The sequence below is a fragment of the Ruegeria sp. B11 genome (genome assembly GCF_056539785.1).
Genome location: NZ_JBQFVO010000002.1, coordinates 315,029 through 333,109, shown reverse-complemented (window position 1 = coordinate 333,109; position 18,081 = coordinate 315,029). Strand labels below are relative to the sequence as shown.

The window sequence follows — 18,081 nt, the reverse complement described above, 5'->3', positions numbered from 1 at the left end:
GCTGCTCCTTTAGGCAAAATTGATGTCGACGGATCCGAACGATCCGAAATCGGCGTGGATTTCCGCACCCGATGGGCATTCGATTGGGCGAATGAAGCTGCCGGACAGGATTACGTGGCCGGGTTCAATGCTCTGGCCGTATTGCGCCATGCGACGGGCCAACCAGACCACACTTTCGACCGGATCATTCAATACGCCCGCACCCAGGCCAGTTTCCTCGATTTCGCCGTTGCGGAAGGTTAGGGCCCCTACCCATCGCAGGTCAAATGCATCCGCTGGGTGGCGTTCCGCCCCTAGTACAATGCCGGCATTTGCGGCGTTGTCGCTGATTGTGTCGAATACAGTGCGGGACTTTCCAGTCCCAGGGTCTGCCCGCTTAATACGAGTGTCGAGGATTTCAATGGACGGAGTAACATAGTTGGTCGCTTGCAAAACCTGATCGCGGGTCACATCTGCACCACCAATGGCATCTTTCATCACAAAGGCAATCTCGGCTTCGATCCGGGGCTGGATGAAACGACCAGCGGGAACGGTGTCTCCATTTCCGAAAGCCATGTTGTCAAACAGAATACCGCTGTCTGGAATATTAATGTTCAATGCATATTGCATCGCCTTCGAGGTCAGCCCGATCTTCCAGCCGATGACCTTGCGCCCTTCCGCCAGCTTGGCCCGATAGATGGCATTCTGCACTTCATATGCGTCATCCATCGCCATTTCGGGATACCGCAATGTCAGTAGACCGATCTGCTGTCGCGTCCTTTCCGCGTTCAGCAGATCGGCGGCAGCGCGCGCGTGGTCTTCCGGGGTCATATCTGCTCATCCTCGATGGTGTTGCTCAGGGTGCCTATACCTTCGACGGATACCTCAACCACATCGCCAGGGGCCAGGTATTTTGGCGGATCAAATCGTGCACCTGCGCCGGTTGGGGTGCCGGTGACGATTATATCGCCCGGTTGAAGCGTCATGAAGGTCGATATGTATTCAATCTCACGCCGGATCGGGAACATCATTCGGTTCAACGTATCGTCCTGCCGCAATTCACCATTCACATGGGTCTGAATGCGGGCGTCGTCCAGTTGGGCGGCATTGGTGAACGGGACCAGCCAAGGGCCGATGGCACCCGATTTGTCCCAGTTCTTGCCTTGCGTGACGTTGAACTTGGCGTGCCGAACCCAATCGCGGATTGTCCCTTCGTTGCACAGGGTCAAGGCTGCGATATGGCCATAAGCATCGTCCTGCGAAATCCGGCGGCCTGCTTTGCCGATCACGATGGCCACTTCACCCTCGTAATCCAGCGTGTGATTTTCGGGCGGGCGGATCAGAGGGCGATTATGGCCGGTAAATCCACTGGCGAAGCGCGGAAACAGCGACATGTATTTCGGCTGGGCACTGCCATCTTTGTATTCCGCGTTGCGATCTGGAAAGTTCACACCAACGCACAGAATGCGACGGACATCCGGCATCACCATCTCAAAGGTAAAATCCGTATGGGTTACCGGCTTTCCTTCGGCAGCCTCGGCCAATTGGCCAAACGCACCAGCGGCGACAACCTCGTAGAGGCTTTTGAACTCGGCAAATTCGCTGTTTAGTGCGACCGCGCCTTCATCAGTGATCGCACCAAAAAATGTTTCACCGTTGGCAGTGTAGGTTGCAATGCGCATCAGGCCTCCTCGGCGTTATGGAACCCGCCCATACTAAGATGTTTTAGATCAAGCATACTTTGCTTACGGTGCGATGATGGGAGACGCAGATAGGTCTGGCTCGTTTACATCCACACCGACAAAGGATGTGCCGTGTTCAAACCAACTGCGCGGCGCCGGAGCGCCCCAGAGCGTCTGACGCTGCGGGTCCTTCAGGTCCCATTTGATCGGCTCCAGATCGGGGTCAACGGTCTGATAATCCGAGCAATAAATCTCAATCCGGTGTCCGTCGGGATCGAGGATATACAGGAAGAAAGCATTCGAAATACCATGTCGCCCCGGGCCGCGTTCGATGTTGTCCACATAGCCGGTGGTGGCCATTAGATCGAGCAAATCGATGATGTTCAGCGGTGTTGGCACCCAGAAGGCCACGTGGTGCATCCGTGGGCCTTTGCCATTGGTGAAGGCCATATCATGCACCCCACCCTTGCGGTGCATCCACGCGGCCCACAGTTTCTTGCTGTCTTCGTCTTCCGTATACTCGGTCACGCGGAACCCGAAATCACTGTAGAATGCGACACTGTCATCGACATTGGTCGAGAAGCAGTTGAAGTGATCGATCCGCAGCGGTTTCACACCACGATAGAGCGCGTATTTCTGATGGATCGGCTCCAGGCGATCCATCTTGTGATAGAACTCCAGCGGTATGCCCATATTGTCCGAGGTTAACAGAGTCCGGCCCTGATAGGGGCGATCAACCCATGAGGTCGGTCGGCCTTTGGATATAAAATACGCCTCGGCCCGATCCAAATCATCCTCGTCGAATGTTTTGAAGCCCATGACCTCGACAGTCGCCGGCTGATCGGATTTCTGCAGGATCACACAGTGGTGTCCACGTTCTTCCATCGCGCGCAAATAGACGTGCGTGTCGCTTTCGTCCGAGACCTGAAGGCCAAGAACCTCTGAGTAGAATTTACGCGAAGCTGACAAATCGCTGACGTTCAGGCAAACATGGCTCAGCCGGATTGTGTTGAAGTCGGGATACAGGTTGGGGGCTGGAACGGGCATTTTAACCTCCTGTTATACGGGGAAGATGACGTTTGTCTGGCCGGTGCCGGAGCTTGGGAAATACTCAGTCACAATCTCGCATTTCTTGTCATAGGTATCCCACCCCAGCGCTCCGTAGAGCATCGACGTGTCATGCATCGAGCCTTCGCCGCAGCAGAAATTGGCATAGTCGCCCAGCATTTTCAGGAACGTGGCGTGGTCGCCGTTCTTCCACATCTCAAGCACATGCAAGTCCATCTGACGGTTGAATTCCGAGCTGATGGTGAAAGTGCCGTTATTGGCGGCATAATCCTTGTTCGCCCAGATCTTGTGCGACAACGAGCCTGACGCGACCAACAGCACCTTTTCATTGCTGGCCTCAACCGCTTCACGGATGGCTTCACCAATGACCCGGCTTTCGTCATGGCTATGCACCGTGGCCCAGGCCGCGACTGAGACGACTTTCATATCATGCTCGCGGCTCATGAAGCGCATCGGGACCAGCGTACCGTATTCCAGTTCGAGACTGTCCAAGTGATGCGCTAAAGTGTAGACGCCTTTGTCCGACGCGATCTTTGCGATGGCATCACCCATTTCAGGATTGCCCTCATAGGAATAGGGCAGGTCCTGGATGAACTGCGGGAACTCGTTCGACGTGAACAGACCTTCGAATTTTTCATTGGCGTTGATGTGGAACCCGGCATTGATCACCCAATGCGTGTCGCAGATGATCACCGTGGTCGCCCCCAGCGCTTTTGCACGGCGCGCGATCTCGCGGTGGCCATCAATGGCGGGCTGACGTTTGCCTTTAACCGGGCCTTCCTGCTCAGACATGAGCAGTGTCGGCACATGGGTCATTTTGGCGGCAAGAACGATTTCTCCCATAGTCTGCTCCTGGAGTTAAGGTTTTTCGCGCGATTGTCGTCTGAGGGGCCGCTATAGCTTGCCCAATTGCATGATCTTGTGCTGGCCTGTGGCAAAGCCGATATGCTTTTGTTCCATGTAGAACTCAAAGCTCCAGTCGCCGCCGTCGCGCCCGATGCCGGATGCTTTGACCCCGCCAAACGGTGTGGGCAGATGGCGCACGTTTTCCGAGTTCACCCAGATCATTCCGGCCTCAAGCTTGTCCGTGAAACGTAACGCGCGGGTCAGATCGTTGGTCCAGACATAGCCGGTCAGACCATATTGCGTGTCATTTGCGATCTGCAGCGCCTCCTCCTCAGTCGAGAACGGGATCACGGTCAGGACAGGGCCAAAGATTTCCTCGCGTGCGATGCGCATTTGATTGTTGGCGTTGGTAAACAGGGTGGGCCGTACGAAGTACCCCTCTTCGCCCACCTTGACGCCACCGGCCGCGACGGTCGCGCCGTCTTCCTTGGCGATGCCGAAGTATGAAGTGACCTTGTTGTAATGCTCTTCCGTTACAAGCGGGCCAATCTCGGTTGCAGGGTCCAACGGGTGGCCGACTTTGATATTGTTCACGCGCTCGATCAGCTTGGCTTCGAACTCTTCCTTGATTGTATCTTGTACCAGCAACCGCGAAGAAGACGTGCAACGTTCGCCGTTGATCGAATAGATCATGAAGATCACCGCATCCAGCGCGCGATCCATGTCGGCGTCGTCAAAGACGATGACCGGGTTCTTACCGCCCAACTCCAGATGCATCCGTTTCAGCGTATCTGCGCCTTGCTTGGTAATGATGCTGCCCGTACGGCTTTCACCGACAAAGGCAATGGCTTTGATCAATGGATGTTCGGTCAGCCGCTTACCTGCGTCTGGACCAAAACCGTTGACAGTGTTCAGCACACCCTTGGGCAGACCGGCTTCTTCCGCGATTTCTACCAATAGCCGCGCAGACAGCGGTGAATCTTCAGCCGGTTTGTGGACGACCGTACAGCCAGCGGCCAGTGCCGGAGCGATCTTCCATGTCGACAGCATGAACGGGGTGTTCCACGGCGTGATGACACCAACGGGCCCGATTGGGACGCGGGTGGTTATGTTCATCAGTGTCGGTGATTTCAGGTGTTGACCATCCCGCGCCTGAACCACCTGATCGGCAAAATAGCGAAAATTCTCAGCCCCTCGCAGGGCGGCTTTGGACATAAAGCGCAGGGTCTGGCCGGTATCCCAGCATTCGCACAGCGCGATCTCTTCGGCTCTTGCCTCAATGCCATCTGCAACTTTAAGCAATATCCCGCGGCGCTCCGTAGCGGGCATGTCGCGCCAGTCTGCAAAGGCATTATGCGCGGCCTGTGCTGCTGTATCGATATCTTCTGCAGTGCCATGGGCGACGTCGCAGATCACCGATTTATCCACCGGAGAGATCGACTGAAACACCCCTGCTGACCCATCTTGATCTTCTCCTGCGATCCGGTTCTTGATCCCGGTCTTCTTGAAACGGGCAAGGAAGCCATCAAGCCGTTCAATATTCTTGTGCAGGTCACTCATGGTCAGGCCTCCAGATGGTCGCGGATCGTGCCGGTTTTGGGGGAGAGGTCGGGATCGATGTCGCGCATCTCAAGCGACAGCGAGATGGAATGCTGCCTCATGGCGGATTCCAGATAGGTTCGGGCCGCCTCGAAGATGCGCTGCGTTGCGTCCTTCTTGATGGCCTGCGAACGACCGGCCCGCAGCCGGATCGAGATATCGATGAACCCATGCTTTGGATTTCCGTCTGCGATGGCATAGTGATCAACACGGATCGCTCGGACGCGAATGCCTGCTAGCGGAAAGGTGTCAACCTCAGCGGCCGTTGCACGGATGCAATCGCACAGACCGCCCATGTCGATCCTGTCTTCCAGATTCCCGGAATATTCGACGTGAAAATGCGGCATGATTCCTCCGTTATTAATTAACATGTTTAGCATTATAAGATTATGTCGTCAAGAAGTTGCGTTGTTAATCTTTGCATTTCCTAGGGCAGCACACTAGAAGGCGGTATGAACACTCAAAGCCATACCAAGAGCACCTCAAGGTCGCTTCCTATTGCATTATTGCGCGCCCGCGAAACGATCATGGCCCCCATCAGGGACATGCTGCAGGACATCCAGATATCCGAGCAAAAATGGCGCGTCCTGCGCGTACTGGATGAGCTTGGCGAGGTCGAGCAAAGCGCTATCGCCAAAGAAGCTTGTCTGTTGCTGCCCAGCCTGACGCGAATATTGCGCAGCATGGAAGCCGATGGGCAGGTCACACGTCGTCAGGACAGCCAGGATAAAAGGCGGACGATGGTGATGATTACAGATGCGGGTCGGCAGATTTTGAAAGACAACCTTCAAGCGTCATTGGCCATTTCAAATAGTATTGAGGCGCAGATGGGGCGAGAGAAGCTTGATGAGCTACTGGACCTACTTGAAGAGCTGCAGGCTGTTAAGGTTTGACCCCGCCAGTTGGCAAGCGGGGTCTGCGCGACGACTACAAACTCGACAATCCTGTATCCAGCGCTGACAGGATCTTGGCAACATCGTCGGATGTGACAATCAGAGGTGGGGAAATGATGATGTTGTTGCCAGATACGCGCACCATCACACCATCCTCATAAGCTGCCTTTTGCACCTGTATTGGCAGTTGTTTGGCAATCGGTGCTTTGGTTGCGCGGTCCGAGACCAGTTCCAGCGCGCACATAAGGCCCTCGCCCCCTCGGACGTCACCGATCACCTCGTGCTTTTCAGCCAGTTTCTTCAAGCCCTCGAACAGCTCATCCCCGCGTGCTGCAGCGTTTTCCCAAATCCGCAGACGATTGATTTCCGAAAGAGCTGCCAGTGCCGCCGCCGCGCCGACGGGGTGACCAGAATAGGTGTATCCCTGATCAACGGATGCCAAGCCGGTTGTGTCATTTTCAAATACCTCGGCAACTGCCCCCGAGATCATCGCGGCGCCAAACGGGAAATAGCCATTGGTGATCGCCTTGGCCGTCGTCATAATGTCAGGCTGGACGCCCCAATGTCTCGCTCCGCTTTCACTACCGGTTCGACCAAACGCCGTGATGATTTCGTCTGAAATCAGCAGAATACCGTTCTTCGAACAAACCTCACGCACCATGGGCATAAAGCTTTTGTGCGGCGGAATTACGCCGCCTGCGCCCAAAATCGGCTCCATGATGAAGGCGGCAACCGTGTTGGACCCCTGGAACGCAATCTCGGCTTCAAGCGCTTTGACGCAAAGCTGAGCCAGGCGTTCAGGGTCGGTTTCGTCAAACGGGTTGCGATAGGTCCAAGGCGCAGGCACATGAAAACAGCCTGGCATCATGGGTTCATACACGGCGCGGAACTTCTGATTGCCATTAACCGAAGCGGCAGCGAAATGGGTGCCGTGGTATCCCTGTTTGAGACTGATGAACTTGGTGCGACCGGCCTCACCCCGAACTTTGTGATACTGGCGCGCCAGCTTAAGTGCGATTTCCACCGAATCCGATCCGCCCGAGGTGAAAAAGGCGCGTGTCAGCCCATCAGGAGCAAAGAACTGTGCCAACTCGTAAGACAGCTCGATCGCCTTGTCGTTGCTCGTACCCCGGAAGGTCGAATAATACGGCAGCGCATTTAGTTGATCAGTGATCGCCTGTTTCACCGGATCGCAGGAATAGCCCAGATTAACGTTCCAAAGGCCACCCACGGCGTCGATGGCCTTGTGCCCGTCCACATCGATGATGCTAACCCCTTCCCCGCCGGTCAGAATGGTCGGAGGGTTGTTCCGGCTGTCGGCCGGGTGCGCCATCGGATGCCAGAAATGGCGGGCGTTGTTCTCCTTAAGAAAGTTGGAGTCTTTCATGTTGCGGTTCTCCGGGGGTTGTCCACTTTCGCTTATGGGTGGAACTCGGTTGGAAAGGCCTCGGGCATTTGGCCGCCGAAATTTGCGGTCAGATCGCGCGAGAGGGATTGAAGTGATTTCAGGATCAAGGGCAGGCGCTCATAAGTGGCTCTAATCTCGGGCACGGCGATCGAAATGGTTCCAAGGGCGATTTGATCGATGCCGAAGATTGGCGTTGCAAAACCAAAAACACCTTCTTCGTAGCTGCCGTTGCTGTTGGCCCAGCCAGCCCGCTGGATCAGGGCAACTTTTTCCTTGATCAGATCCGGGTCTGTCAGGGTGGATTCGGTGAAACGTACCTGCGCTTCCTGATCCAGACGATCCAGCAGGAAAGGTGGGCCAAAGCTGAGCATACATAGACCCGCCGCAGTCGCGTTGACCGGGATGATCTCGCTTGGATCAAGGCTGACGCGAACGCTGTGCTTGGTTGTCTCAACCACGATGGCGGTTTGCAGGCTGCCCTGTTCCAGCAGCGTTAGGTGCAGGCTTTCGCCAACCTCCTGCATGGCCAAGTGCATTTTTTGGCGCGCGCCTTCAAGGCCGGGTTTGGCAATCTCGCGCAGTGCCGCAAGCCGCAGCGCAGCTGGTCCGATGGTATAGGTCTTTGACTGCGGGTTTTGTTCGATCAACCCGAATTCTTCAAGCGCTCGTAGGTGACGCAGGGCTGTCGCCTTGTTCAATCCTGACAGGCGCGCGGCCTGACTCAGGCCGATTTCGGCCATCGTGTTTGAGAATAAGTCCAGCATTTTTAGCGCATTAAGTGCGGCACCCATGTGTTTTGCCTCCTTCCGTTGATGTTATCCTTGACAGAATGAACTTAACAAAGCAAGATTATTATTGTTAACTCGGTTCAAATAATGAACCATACACTGGGAGGTGTAAATGAAAAAGTTTATTGCGGCAGCCGTGATGGCCGCCTCGGCAACGGCCGCTTTGGCAGAATACCCCGAAAAGCCGGTATCCTTTGTGGTTCCTTGGCCTCCGGGTGATCTTGAAGATGTCCTGACCAGAATGATCGCAGATGAATTTCAGGCGATGTACGGGGTACCGGCAGCTGTTGTGAACAAGCCCGGCGGCGGTGGTGGTCCTTTCCCCGGCGCAGTCGAAGTCGCCACAGCACCGGCGGATGGCTATACGATCGGGTCGTTTGTGATTGGTGTTCCGGTCATCGGGCCCGAGATTGGTATTCCTGAATTGAACCCGAACCCGTTTGAACCGATCGGCATCTTCCTGACCTACCCGTTCGTAATCGCGTCGAGCAAAGACGCCCCGTTCCAAAGCTGGGATGAGTTGGTGGAACACGGCAAGTCAAACGACGTGGCACTCGGCCACTTTGGCTCGGTTCTGCCACCCACGCAGGTTACTTTTGCCGCCGCTGTCAGCAGCGGTTTCGACTTTGCCAGCGAAGCCGCGTTCGATGCGCTGGACTGCAACACCTTGGCGTCCGGTGACGTTGATGTCATCAACACCACGCTCCAGCTTATTCTGCCCTGTCTGGATGAAGTGAACGTGCTGGCCAGCATCGGCGGCGACCGGATCGCTCTGGTACCGGATACGCCGACAGTGGTTGAGCTTAACCCAGACCTGCCATTGGCGCTGTGGAACGGACTGTTTGTTCACAAAGACACGCCGCCCGAGGCTCGCGAAAAAATCACCGCCGCAGCCCAAAAAGCACTGCAATCGGACAAGGCTAAAAAGCTTGCCGAAGAAACCGGTGCGCTGATCTATTGGCAGGATCCCAATGCTTCGAATGCCCAGATCGAGCAAGATAAAGCGTCATTCGCCAAAATAGAAGAGATTCTAGGCGAGTAACACCCCGGATCGAGGCGCGGGCAGTGATTTCCGCGCCTTCTTCATAGGGCTGGGAGGATGAAATGATCGCAAGAACGCTTCAGGACATGTTCAAACGGTATCGCCGTCCGGGTGATATTGTGTTTGCCGTATTGTTCCTGGCTTTCTCGGTGTTTCTACTGTCTCAGCTTGGGGAGCAGACGCAGGTCGTCAAGCGGACCAAATGGTTTGCTCAACCCGGTCTGTGGCCCACCGTTGCCGTGTGGTGCATGGTCTTGTTCAGCTTTTTGCATTGGCTCAGCTCTGCCTTATCCGATCGGATCGATGGTCGTTGGGCCGAGGTCGGGTTTTGGGTCCGGTCTCTGGAATATGTGGCTTATTTCCTGATTTATGTCCTACTGGTGCCACAGCTTGGCTATCTGCCGTCCACCATGTTGTTCGCGGTGTTTCTGACCCTGCGTTCAGGGTTTCGAGGCTCGGGCGCGATCGGCATCGCAGCCCTGTTCGGCTTCGTCGTCACCATCGTGTTCCGAGCGTTTCTGCAAGTCAAAATCCCGGCAGGGGCTGTCTATGAATACCTTCCCGACTCGATCCGCGCCTTTGCGCTGACATATTTGTAGGGAGGCACGTATGGATACCCTTCTGTCCGGTGTTTCAATCCTGCTGCAATGGCAGGTCATCGTGGCCTTGTTCATCGGCTCGATCGGTGGTGTCATCATCGGCGCGCTGCCCGGTGTGGGCGCTGCCGTTGCCATCGCCATCCTGTTGCCCGCAACCTTTGCCTTTGAGCCCATCGTCGGTCTGACCTTGTTGTTGGGGATTTACGGATCATCCATGTATGGCGGCGCGATCCCGGCCATCCTGATCAACACGCCGGGAACAGCGGTCAATGCGCTGACTACCTATGATGGCTATCCCATGACCAAGCGCGGCCAAGGCCACAGGGCGTTATCGCTGGCCTATTCAGCCTCATTCTTCGGAGGTGTCTTTGCGATCATCTGCCTTATGGTGCTCTCGCCCGTGTTGGCCATGATCGCCCCGCATTTTGGCAGCCGAGAGATTTTTCTGGCCGCGTTGCTAGGTATTGTTCTGGTCGTTTTAGCCCATCGAGGACAGATCTTTGCAGCAGGTATGCTTGCTGCCTTTGGCGTCTTTTTGAACACGGTCGGACTGGAGCCCGTCAAATATACGCGCCGCTACACTTTCGATCAAAGCTGGCTGGCGTCAGGCGTTGACCTGATCGTGGTTGTGCTGGGTCTGTTTGCGCTCAGCCAGGCATTTCTTTTGCTGTTGGAAAAGAACCATGCACCAGAAGACACTCACGTCAGCGGTAATATCTTTGCCGGATTGAAGGAACTGTTGGGCCTGAAACGGATCGCTACCGTTTCTTCAAGCATCGGGGTATTTATGGGCATGGTGCCGGGAACAGGTGAGTTCACTTCGCAGTTTCTGTCCTACACCTATGCTCAGAAAAGCTCGAAAAATCCCGACAAATTCGGCGATGGCTCGCCCGAAGGGTTGGTGGCATCCGAAGCCGCGAACAACGCCGTGCCGGGGGCAGCGATGATCCCCCTACTCGCCCTCGGTATACCCGGCGAAGCGCTTACGGCGATGATGCTGTCGGTCTTCTATGTTCACAACGTGATCCCCGGCCCGCAACTGTTTGAGAACCAGATGGATTTCGTCATGGCCCTATATATGGCGCTGATCCTGCTGAATGTGATCGTTCTGGTCTTTCTGCTGTTTTCGACAAACCTGTTGTTAAAGATCATTCAGATTCCCACACGCTTCCTGGGTGTGATGATCCTGATCTTAGCCTTTGTCGGGGTTTATAGTTTACGCAACTCGATCACCGATTGCGCGATCGCTGCTGGGTTTGGTGTCTTTGGCCTAATCCTCAAACGGCTTGATCTGCCGATCGTCCCGATCATCCTGGGCATGGTATTGGGCGGAATCATGGAAACCAAGCTTCGCAGCGCAATGGCACGGGTCAAGACGCCACTGGACTTCATCGACCGGCCCATCGCAGCCATCCTGTTCTGCCTGATCGTGCTGATCCTGATCCTGCATTTCCGCACACTGTACTACGAGTTCAAAAACAAGCTGCGCCCCGAACCCCATGTCCCAGCCGTGGATTCCGACCACCCGAACCAACAAGGATAGCTTTCATGGAACAGTCTTCCATCAATGCCTTGCGCGTGCAGGAGATTGCCACACGCGGACACTTTATCAATGGCGATTTCCGTGCCGGTGAAACTGGCGCCCAGCATGAGGTGCTGTCGCCCATCGACGGCCAGCCTCTCGCTCAAATCGCCGAGGGCAGCCCGGCGGATGTGAATGCAGCGGTGCGCGCCGCGCGGACCGCGTTTGAGGATGGCCGGTGGTCGCGCATGGCCCCTGCAGGACGCAAGAAGGTTCTGCTGAAACTGGCGGATCTGATCGAATCCCGTGCGCTTGAGATCGCGGTGCTGGGCGTACGCGACAACGGAACCGAGATCAATATGGCCTATAAGGCCGAGGCGCTCTCGGCTGCGGCCACTTTCCGCTACTATGCCGAAGCCATCGACAAGATTTACGGGCAGATTGCCCCGACGAGCCACGATGTTCTTGGCCTCGTACATCATGCGCCTGTCGGAGTTGTCGGGGCGATTGTGCCTTGGAATTTCCCGTTGATGATCGGCAGTTGGAAAATCGCCCCTGCCCTTGCGGCGGGCAACTCCATCGTCTTGAAGCCTGCAGAAAGCGCATCGCTCAGCCTGCTTAAAATCGCTGAGCTGGCTGCCGAAGCCGGAGTTCCGGATGGCGTCTTCAACGTTGTGACCGGGCGTGGTTCGGTCGCGGGCGAAGCTTTGGCCTTGTCGATGGATGTGGACATCATGGTCTTTACGGGATCGGGCGCGACAGGTCGGCGACTGCTGGAATACTCGGCGCGGTCCAATTTGAAACGCTGCTATCTGGAATTGGGTGGCAAGTCTCCGAATATTGTTTTCGCTGACGCGCCTGATTTGGCGGAAGCTGCCAAAGTTTCGGCCGCGGGGATCTTCCGCAATTCCGGTCAGATCTGTATCGCGGGCTCGCGCCTGCTGGTGCAGCAGGACATCTACGAGGATTTTGTGGCCGAGATCACGCGCCACGCCGCAGCCCTTCGTGTTGGTGATCCGTTGGACCTGAACAGCCAGATCGGTGCAGTGCACAGCCTTTCAGAGCTGGAGGTCAACCTGGATTTTGTCTCAACAGCCGAGTCAGAGGGGGCTGAACTCCGCACAGGCGGTGACCGCATTCTGACCGAAACCGGCGGGTACTACATGTCCCCCACTGTCATGGCAGGTGTCAAAGAAACGGATCATCTGTTTCAGAACGAAGTCTTCGGCCCAGTCTTGGCCGTGACCCCGTTCAATGACGAAGCCGAGGCGATCCGGCTTGCCAATGCCACAGTCTATGGGCTCGCAGGCGCAGTCTGGACTTCGAACCTCAGTCGCGCGCATCGCATGGTGGCCGAAGTGCGGACCGGGGTCATGCATGTGAACACCTATGGCGGCTCGGACCTGACCGTTCCGCTTGGGGGCGTGGGTCAATCCGGGAACGGGCATGACAAATCTTTGCACGCGCTTGAGAAGTACTTTGAATTGAAAACCGCCTGGATAAAGCTCTGACTGCGGGGTGTCTGTACGACATGTCTTCACCGCTTTGTCTGGGGCCCATAGGTCGCATGAATAGGAGGAACCAATGACCACAAAGACAATCCTGCTGATTGGGACCTACGACACGAAAGAACCCGAGATGCGGTTCATCGAACAGGCGATCAAGGCGCAAGGCGCGGATGTATTGACGATGGATGTCTCTGTATTGGGCGACCCTTTGGAGCCAACCGATATCTCCAAGCACGACATCGCCCAAGCGGCTGGAATGACCATCGAAGATGTCATCGCACAAGGGGATGAGAACAGGGCCTTTCGCGTGATGTCAGACGGTGCCTCAAAGGCCGTTACCCAAGCCTATGCGGATGGGCGATTTGACGGGATGCTGGCGACCGGGGGCACTATGGGCACCGATCTGGCCCTGGACTGTGCTCAGGCCTTGCCCATGGGGGTGCCTAAATACATCGTGTCGACCGTCAGTTTTTCTCCGCTGATCCCGCCGCACCGACTGGCTCCGGACATTCAGATGATCCTGTGGGCCGGGGGGCTCTATGGTATGAATTCGATCTGCCAGTCTTCGCTTGCGCAAGCGGCCGGCGCTGTTGTTGGTGCCACAAAGGCTGCCACAATACCGGATCGCAGCAAACCGCTGATCGGGATGACCAGTCTTGGATCCTCGTGTTTGCGCTACATGAAAACGCTCAAACCAGCGCTGGAAGAGCGCGGGTTCGAGGTTGCCGTTTTTCATTCCACCGGAATGGGCGGCATGGCATTCGAAAAACTGGCGGGTGAAGGGGCGTTTGCCTGCGTCATGGACTTCTGCATGCAGGAATTCGGGAACCTGATGGCGGGTTCCGTGGTCTCCAGCGGTGAGGATCGCGTGACAAATGCCGGGCGTGTCGGCACGCCACAACTGGTTGCACCGGGTGCGTTGGATCTTTTGGATTTTGCCGGATGGCAGGACATCCCTGACCAGTATGCCGACCGCCCATTCCATGAACATAATCGCCTGATAAAAAGCTCGGTCTTCAATGGCGATGAACGCCGTGCATGGGTGCGGGAGCTTACCAACCGATTGGAGGCCTCAACTGGCCCGGTTCACTTTTTTCTGCCCGTTCACGGGGTCGAAGCCTGGGACAAGGAGGGTGAAGAGGCGTATAATCCCGAAGCCCTGGCCGAGATGATGGATGAGGCCCGTAAAGTCATGCCCGGGCGCGTTCCTATGACCGAAATAGACGCACATATCAACGATGCCGCGTTTTGCGATCATGTATTGGCCCAGTTCGACGAATGGGTCGCAGAAGGCGTGGTCGCAACATAAATTCAGGATTTACGCCCGTCTTTATGATATACACGCAGGTCAAACACAGCCTCGGTGGCGGTGAGGTCGGGCGCATTCTTCCACGTGCGGCCGACTTGCAGCTGGATGCATAACCTTCACCGCTTGGATACTTGTTAAAGACTATTTTTCGGCGGAACCGTGTCACCGGTTCAAGGTGGCCAAAGACCTGCGCAGTAAGTGAAGAATTGAACTCAACAAATGCCCAGGATTAGCGACCCGTTCCGCCGGTGACGTTGCCAATATTGAGCGGCAACCAAACCGTTGGACCCGCATTTAGACGATCGGTCCAACCCATGAAAGGAGCGAGGAAATGCTAACCACGATTGCGATTTGGTATCTGAACCCAGAAACCCGGTCCGAAGGTATTGCTGCACTCCGGCAGCTTGCTAGGGACGTCAAGAAAAACGAACCTGATACCTGGGGTTACCTTGTGCACTCAGGTGGCGCGGACTCGGTCCCGCCATGCGATGACGATAAGACTGTGTTCGTGGAAATATCCACGACAGTGACTTTGGGCAATCGATAAGAACCCAACGGGCGCGCATTACATGCCAGTTGATGGTGAAACAGCGAAACTAACGCATCGCCAGTCATCTCCCGTCAGCAATCGCTTTCAGAGACGCAAATGTGGGCACGCAAACGCAGACGCGAAGACCTAGGGTGTTTTCTGGACCGTGAATAGCTCAATCTCCGAGGGATTGGACTTGCAAAGGTCCAGACCCTATTAACCGCAATCAGCCGCCGCTCAGTCGTAAGCTGCCGTCACGATCATTTCGACCTTCAATACATCACGGGCGAGCTTGGATTCTCCGCAGGCGCGGGCGGGCGCGTGGCCTTCGGGCACCCAAGCGTCCCAAACGGCATTCATCTCGGCAAAGTCTGCCATATCCGCCAACCAGATTTCGCATTTTAGGATGCGGGTCTTGTCGCTGCCTGCCTTTTGCAAAAGATCCTCAACCTTGGCCAGAATGTCCTGCGTCTGATCTGCCACGGTCGGCGCGTCCGAAGTCTGACCGCACAGGTAGGCAACGCCGTTGTGTTTGACGATCCGGCTCATGCGCTGACCGGTTTCGATGCGGGTGATTGTCATAACTTGTACTTTCTCATTGTTGAATTTAGCAGTGATTTGAGCTGCCCACGGCACACGCGTTGAAATGCCAATGGGAGCCATAGATCAGAAGCCGGCATTCCGAGGCCGAGTTTCCTTCAAGTCAGATTGTCCGCCAGTTCATTTTGATATCCAAAAAGGGCCGGCAGCCCGCCGGTGTGCAGCAGAATGACCTTCTGACCCGGTTTAATCTTCTGGCTTTCAACCAGATGCATCAAACCGGCGAATGTCTTGGCGGAATAAACCGGGTCGAGGAAAACCCCTTCGGTCCGTGCCATTTTTTCCAGTGCGGCACGCGTTCTTGCGTTCACTTTGCCGTAACCTGGCGGCAATGCATCGTCATAGACATCGATCCGCGCCTGCAATAGAGCGGCATCAACATCCAGCAAGTTTGCAAGTTTCTGTAGAACGATCATCATGCGGGCGTGTTGCTTCTTGCGATCTCTACGCACGCATATTCCAAATACCGGGGCCGTGCTGCCTTCCAGTGCTAGACCGGTCAGCAAACCGCCATGCGTAGCACCACTGCCTGACGGCACAACCACCGCATCGAAATTGGGCATCTGGGCGCACAATTCCTGTCCGCCAACGACATAGCCCAACGCCCCAAGAGGTGGATGATTCAAGCCCAGATGAATGACGTATGGCGTGCGGCCTTGGGCCTTCAATTCGTCAGCACGCGCGTGCAATGCCGCGTCGGCCCCGGCTTCGTCTTCGCCCTCGGGATAGCTCATATGCTCGGCACCCAGAATCTGTGCCAAAAATACGTTCCCGGACCTGTAATACTCTTCGTCCATATTTGGGACACGCTCTTCTAATTGAAGCACGGATTGCATGCCCAGCTTAGCGGCCGCCGCAGCTGCAGATCGGACAAAATTGGACTGAACAGCACCGGTGATTAGAATGGTATCGGCACCTTGTTGCTGTGCATCGCCGAGGTAGAATTCGAGCTGCCGTGTTTTATTGCCGCCAAACACAAGCTCTGTCAGATCATCGCGCTTGAGCCAGAGATCGATCCCCAATTCCGCTGACAACCTGTCCAAAAGTTCCAGAGGTGTCGGGCCCGACATAAGCCGGGCGCGAGGAAATCTCTCCAGATTGTCGTTTCGTTGCATCGTGTACCTCCCGGGATTATGCAATCATATAGGCGCGCTGGAACAGGACACAGCAAGCGATGAAAGAAACCACGCGGATCGCGGCTATGACGACCGACTGCGGCAAGTAAGGGCCCCCTGCCCGTCCAAGCAGGCTGCCTACCAGCGTGATTATGACAAAGCCGAGCAGTTGCGGCCCGTATGTGATGGCCTGCGTTTCGGACAGGCTGTGCAACAGGAATGCAATGCCATAAGCCACCAGCGCGATGGGTTGCACCAGCTTGGCCACCTCTTTGGCTGAGCGGCCCTTTGCGATCAAACCAAACACCATAAGTGGGCCCGGTGTTGCCGCCCAGACGGTTGCAAGCCCGGACAGTCCTGTAATGGCTGAAAACCCAAAACGCCCGATTGTGCCGCGCAAGGGAAGCAGGGTGGTGATTAAGCCGATCAACAACAAGCAGGCCGTCAAGGCCAGAACAAACGCCTCGTTCAACAACGGATAAACAGTAAGACCGGCAACTACACCGACACAACATGCGATGATAGCATTAAGAATGAGTGGCTTGTTGTTCTTCAATACATGACGATCCGTCGCGACTACTGACACAAGGGTATTCAGCAACAGCAATATGGGAACTGCCGTCGAGGTGCCGAGCAGGATCATCATCGGGGGACCCGCGATGATACTGAAACCGATGCCCACGCCAACCTGCAGCATTGCCCCGAGGCAAATGGTGGCCATCAAAATAGACAGATCAATGGTCACATAGCACTCCTGCAGCTTTGGCATTGTTGCAAGACCTCAGATATCCTGAGGTTACGGCCATGGTCCATGTCATTCCTTCATTCGAATTGATTGGCACGCACTAACGCTGCCAGGGCATCAATCCAGAGTATAGCTCGCGGGCCGCTACGGAATGTGCCATTTGCGCAAGTGTCGTCAGATCATACACGGGTAGGCGCAGTTCTTCCTGAAGGCGCGATGCGTAGGGCGGCAGGTCTGTACACTCCAAAACCAGTGAGCGGATATCAGGGGCCGCAAGCATCAGGCTACGGGCTGCGTTCAGGACCTCGGCCTCGATCAGGTCTGTGTCCATACGGGTGCGGGTATTCCGCAAGATCACTTCTGCAAATTCACTAGTGTCCTCCAGTCCCTTCACCGCCACCGGAACACTGGCGGCACCGACGCCTTCAAAATGCCGGGCGGTCAAAGCAGACGCGTCTGCAGTCAAAACACCCACCGGAGCGTTCGCGCCGGTCATGTGATAAGCCAGCGGCACCTGGATCAGGCTGGAAGCAAACACCGGAACTGAAACCGCTGCAGCCAGTTCTTTTTGAAACAGCGCAAGAAAGCCACAGCTGCCGGTAATGGCGCGCACGCCTTCGGCCTCAAGCCGTTTGGCACCTTCGATGAAGGGTTCAAGCAATTCCGGCGTAGGGTTGTTCAGAAGTGTCGGGACAGTCACCCCGTCGATCATTTCATACAGAACCGGAAATGGCAGGCTGGACGGATTCTTGATATGGCCCGGTGGCTTTGGGAAATAGCTTTCAAGGCAAAGCACACCGATTGAGGCCCCGCAGATATTCTGGCCGCCTTGATAAATTGGCATTGTCT

General features: G+C 55.8%; 19 protein-coding genes. 7 read left to right on the top strand and 12 right to left on the bottom strand.

Annotated elements, in window-relative coordinates; genetic code table 11:
- Positions 1–9 precede the first annotated feature (9 nt).
- The 6 genes from hpaH to ACR0I1_RS09275 all read right to left on the bottom strand — a co-directional run bounded on the left by hpaH (position 10) and on the right by ACR0I1_RS09275 (position 5,521).
- Entirely contained in the window at positions 10–810 is an 801-nt protein-coding gene (hpaH, locus tag ACR0I1_RS09300) for a 2-oxo-hept-4-ene-1,7-dioate hydratase (protein WP_480706076.1), read from the bottom strand.
- Complete coding sequence (locus ACR0I1_RS09295) at positions 807–1,661, bottom strand: fumarylacetoacetate hydrolase family protein (protein ID WP_480706074.1); 855 nt, start codon at positions 1,659–1,661, stop codon at positions 807–809. Before ACR0I1_RS09295 ends, hpaH begins: the two co-directional genes overlap by 4 nt.
- 63 nt (positions 1,662–1,724) lie before the next feature.
- A complete protein-coding gene (hpaD, locus tag ACR0I1_RS09290; protein WP_480706072.1) occupies positions 1,725–2,708 on the bottom strand; it encodes a 3,4-dihydroxyphenylacetate 2,3-dioxygenase in 984 nt (327 codons plus the stop codon).
- Positions 2,709–2,720: 12 nt separating this feature from the next.
- Entirely contained in the window at positions 2,721–3,572 is an 852-nt protein-coding gene (gene hpaD / locus ACR0I1_RS09285; RefSeq protein WP_480706070.1) for a 3,4-dihydroxyphenylacetate 2,3-dioxygenase, read from the bottom strand.
- Positions 3,573–3,623: 51 nt separating this feature from the next.
- Entirely contained in the window at positions 3,624–5,135 is a 1,512-nt protein-coding gene (gene hpaE, locus ACR0I1_RS09280) for a 5-carboxymethyl-2-hydroxymuconate semialdehyde dehydrogenase (protein ID WP_480706068.1), read from the bottom strand.
- A gap of 2 nt (positions 5,136–5,137) precedes the next feature.
- Positions 5,138–5,521, bottom strand: coding sequence for a 5-carboxymethyl-2-hydroxymuconate Delta-isomerase (locus ACR0I1_RS09275; RefSeq protein WP_480706066.1), 384 nt, complete (start codon positions 5,519–5,521; stop codon positions 5,138–5,140).
- A gap of 105 nt (positions 5,522–5,626) precedes the next feature.
- Here ACR0I1_RS09275 and hpaR point away from each other — a divergent pair, with 105 nt between their 5' ends.
- A complete protein-coding gene (gene hpaR, locus ACR0I1_RS09270) occupies positions 5,627–6,067 on the top strand; it encodes a homoprotocatechuate degradation operon regulator HpaR (protein ID WP_170394006.1) in 441 nt (146 codons plus the stop codon).
- A gap of 34 nt (positions 6,068–6,101) precedes the next feature.
- On the opposite strand, the gene ACR0I1_RS09265 is transcribed toward hpaR, so the two are convergent.
- Positions 6,102–7,454 (bottom strand): aminotransferase class III-fold pyridoxal phosphate-dependent enzyme, encoded by a 1,353-nt coding sequence (locus ACR0I1_RS09265; protein WP_170394008.1) that lies wholly within the window; start codon positions 7,452–7,454, stop codon positions 6,102–6,104.
- A gap of 32 nt (positions 7,455–7,486) precedes the next feature.
- Positions 7,487–8,266, bottom strand: coding sequence for an IclR family transcriptional regulator (locus ACR0I1_RS09260; protein WP_170596484.1), 780 nt, complete (start codon positions 8,264–8,266; stop codon positions 7,487–7,489).
- Positions 8,267–8,375: 109 nt separating this feature from the next.
- On the opposite strand from ACR0I1_RS09260, the gene ACR0I1_RS09255 reads away from it, so the two are divergent.
- From ACR0I1_RS09255 to ACR0I1_RS09230, 6 genes are all read left to right on the top strand, one after another.
- Positions 8,376–9,305, top strand: coding sequence for a tripartite tricarboxylate transporter substrate binding protein (locus ACR0I1_RS09255; protein WP_480706065.1), 930 nt, complete (start codon positions 8,376–8,378; stop codon positions 9,303–9,305).
- A 62-nt stretch (positions 9,306–9,367) separates the two neighbouring features.
- Positions 9,368–9,904 (top strand): tripartite tricarboxylate transporter TctB family protein, encoded by a 537-nt coding sequence (locus tag ACR0I1_RS09250; protein ID WP_170394014.1) that lies wholly within the window; start codon positions 9,368–9,370, stop codon positions 9,902–9,904.
- Positions 9,905–9,914: 10 nt separating this feature from the next.
- Positions 9,915–11,447 (top strand): tripartite tricarboxylate transporter permease, encoded by a 1,533-nt coding sequence (locus tag ACR0I1_RS09245; RefSeq protein WP_170509171.1) that lies wholly within the window; start codon positions 9,915–9,917, stop codon positions 11,445–11,447.
- Positions 11,448–11,452: 5 nt separating this feature from the next.
- Entirely contained in the window at positions 11,453–12,937 is a 1,485-nt protein-coding gene (locus tag ACR0I1_RS09240; protein ID WP_480706062.1) for an aldehyde dehydrogenase, read from the top strand.
- Between the two features lie 73 nt (positions 12,938–13,010).
- Positions 13,011–14,243, top strand: coding sequence for a Tm-1-like ATP-binding domain-containing protein (locus tag ACR0I1_RS09235; RefSeq protein ID WP_480706061.1), 1,233 nt, complete (start codon positions 13,011–13,013; stop codon positions 14,241–14,243).
- Between the two features lie 331 nt (positions 14,244–14,574).
- Positions 14,575–14,790, top strand: coding sequence for a hypothetical protein (locus ACR0I1_RS09230; RefSeq protein WP_480706059.1), 216 nt, complete (start codon positions 14,575–14,577; stop codon positions 14,788–14,790).
- A gap of 219 nt (positions 14,791–15,009) precedes the next feature.
- On the opposite strand, the gene ACR0I1_RS09225 is transcribed toward ACR0I1_RS09230, so the two are convergent.
- From ACR0I1_RS09225 to ACR0I1_RS09210, 4 genes are all read right to left on the bottom strand, one after another.
- Entirely contained in the window at positions 15,010–15,354 is a 345-nt protein-coding gene (locus tag ACR0I1_RS09225) for a RidA family protein (protein WP_170394035.1), read from the bottom strand.
- A gap of 116 nt (positions 15,355–15,470) precedes the next feature.
- On the bottom strand, positions 15,471–16,487 hold the full coding sequence (locus tag ACR0I1_RS09220; protein WP_480706057.1) for a D-cysteine desulfhydrase family protein: 1,017 nt from the start codon (positions 16,485–16,487) through the stop codon (positions 15,471–15,473).
- Positions 16,488–16,503: 16 nt separating this feature from the next.
- Entirely contained in the window at positions 16,504–17,232 is a 729-nt protein-coding gene (locus ACR0I1_RS09215; protein WP_480706055.1) for a TSUP family transporter, read from the bottom strand.
- A 100-nt stretch (positions 17,233–17,332) separates the two neighbouring features.
- Entirely contained in the window at positions 17,333–18,076 is a 744-nt protein-coding gene (locus tag ACR0I1_RS09210; protein WP_480706053.1) for an aspartate/glutamate racemase family protein, read from the bottom strand.
- Between the last annotated feature and the right edge of the window lie 5 nt (positions 18,077–18,081).

What these genes read in the sequence shown, in the direction of transcription:
- hpaH (WP_480706076.1), bottom strand. Translation starts at nt 810, where the DNA reads ATGACCCCGGAAGACCACGCGCGCGCTGCCGCCGATCTGCTGAACGCG.
- ACR0I1_RS09295 (WP_480706074.1), bottom strand. Translation starts at nt 1,661, where the DNA reads ATGCGCATTGCAACCTACACTGCCAACGGTGAAACATTTTTTGGTGCG.
- hpaD (WP_480706072.1), bottom strand. Translation starts at nt 2,708, where the DNA reads ATGCCCGTTCCAGCCCCCAACCTGTATCCCGACTTCAACACAATCCGG.
- hpaD (WP_480706070.1), bottom strand. Translation starts at nt 3,572, where the DNA reads ATGGGAGAAATCGTTCTTGCCGCCAAAATGACCCATGTGCCGACACTG.
- hpaE (WP_480706068.1), bottom strand. Translation starts at nt 5,135, where the DNA reads ATGAGTGACCTGCACAAGAATATTGAACGGCTTGATGGCTTCCTTGCC.
- ACR0I1_RS09275 (WP_480706066.1), bottom strand. Translation starts at nt 5,521, where the DNA reads ATGCCGCATTTTCACGTCGAATATTCCGGGAATCTGGAAGACAGGATC.
- hpaR (WP_170394006.1), top strand. Translation starts at nt 5,627, where the DNA reads ATGAACACTCAAAGCCATACCAAGAGCACCTCAAGGTCGCTTCCTATT.
- ACR0I1_RS09265 (WP_170394008.1), bottom strand. Translation starts at nt 7,454, where the DNA reads ATGAAAGACTCCAACTTTCTTAAGGAGAACAACGCCCGCCATTTCTGG.
- ACR0I1_RS09260 (WP_170596484.1), bottom strand. Translation starts at nt 8,266, where the DNA reads ATGGGTGCCGCACTTAATGCGCTAAAAATGCTGGACTTATTCTCAAAC.
- ACR0I1_RS09255 (WP_480706065.1), top strand. Translation starts at nt 8,376, where the DNA reads ATGAAAAAGTTTATTGCGGCAGCCGTGATGGCCGCCTCGGCAACGGCC.
- ACR0I1_RS09250 (WP_170394014.1), top strand. Translation starts at nt 9,368, where the DNA reads ATGATCGCAAGAACGCTTCAGGACATGTTCAAACGGTATCGCCGTCCG.
- ACR0I1_RS09245 (WP_170509171.1), top strand. Translation starts at nt 9,915, where the DNA reads ATGGATACCCTTCTGTCCGGTGTTTCAATCCTGCTGCAATGGCAGGTC.
- ACR0I1_RS09240 (WP_480706062.1), top strand. Translation starts at nt 11,453, where the DNA reads ATGGAACAGTCTTCCATCAATGCCTTGCGCGTGCAGGAGATTGCCACA.
- ACR0I1_RS09235 (WP_480706061.1), top strand. Translation starts at nt 13,011, where the DNA reads ATGACCACAAAGACAATCCTGCTGATTGGGACCTACGACACGAAAGAA.
- ACR0I1_RS09230 (WP_480706059.1), top strand. Translation starts at nt 14,575, where the DNA reads ATGCTAACCACGATTGCGATTTGGTATCTGAACCCAGAAACCCGGTCC.
- ACR0I1_RS09225 (WP_170394035.1), bottom strand. Translation starts at nt 15,354, where the DNA reads ATGACAATCACCCGCATCGAAACCGGTCAGCGCATGAGCCGGATCGTC.
- ACR0I1_RS09220 (WP_480706057.1), bottom strand. Translation starts at nt 16,487, where the DNA reads ATGCAACGAAACGACAATCTGGAGAGATTTCCTCGCGCCCGGCTTATG.
- ACR0I1_RS09210 (WP_480706053.1), bottom strand. Translation starts at nt 18,076, where the DNA reads ATGCCAATTTATCAAGGCGGCCAGAATATCTGCGGGGCCTCAATCGGT.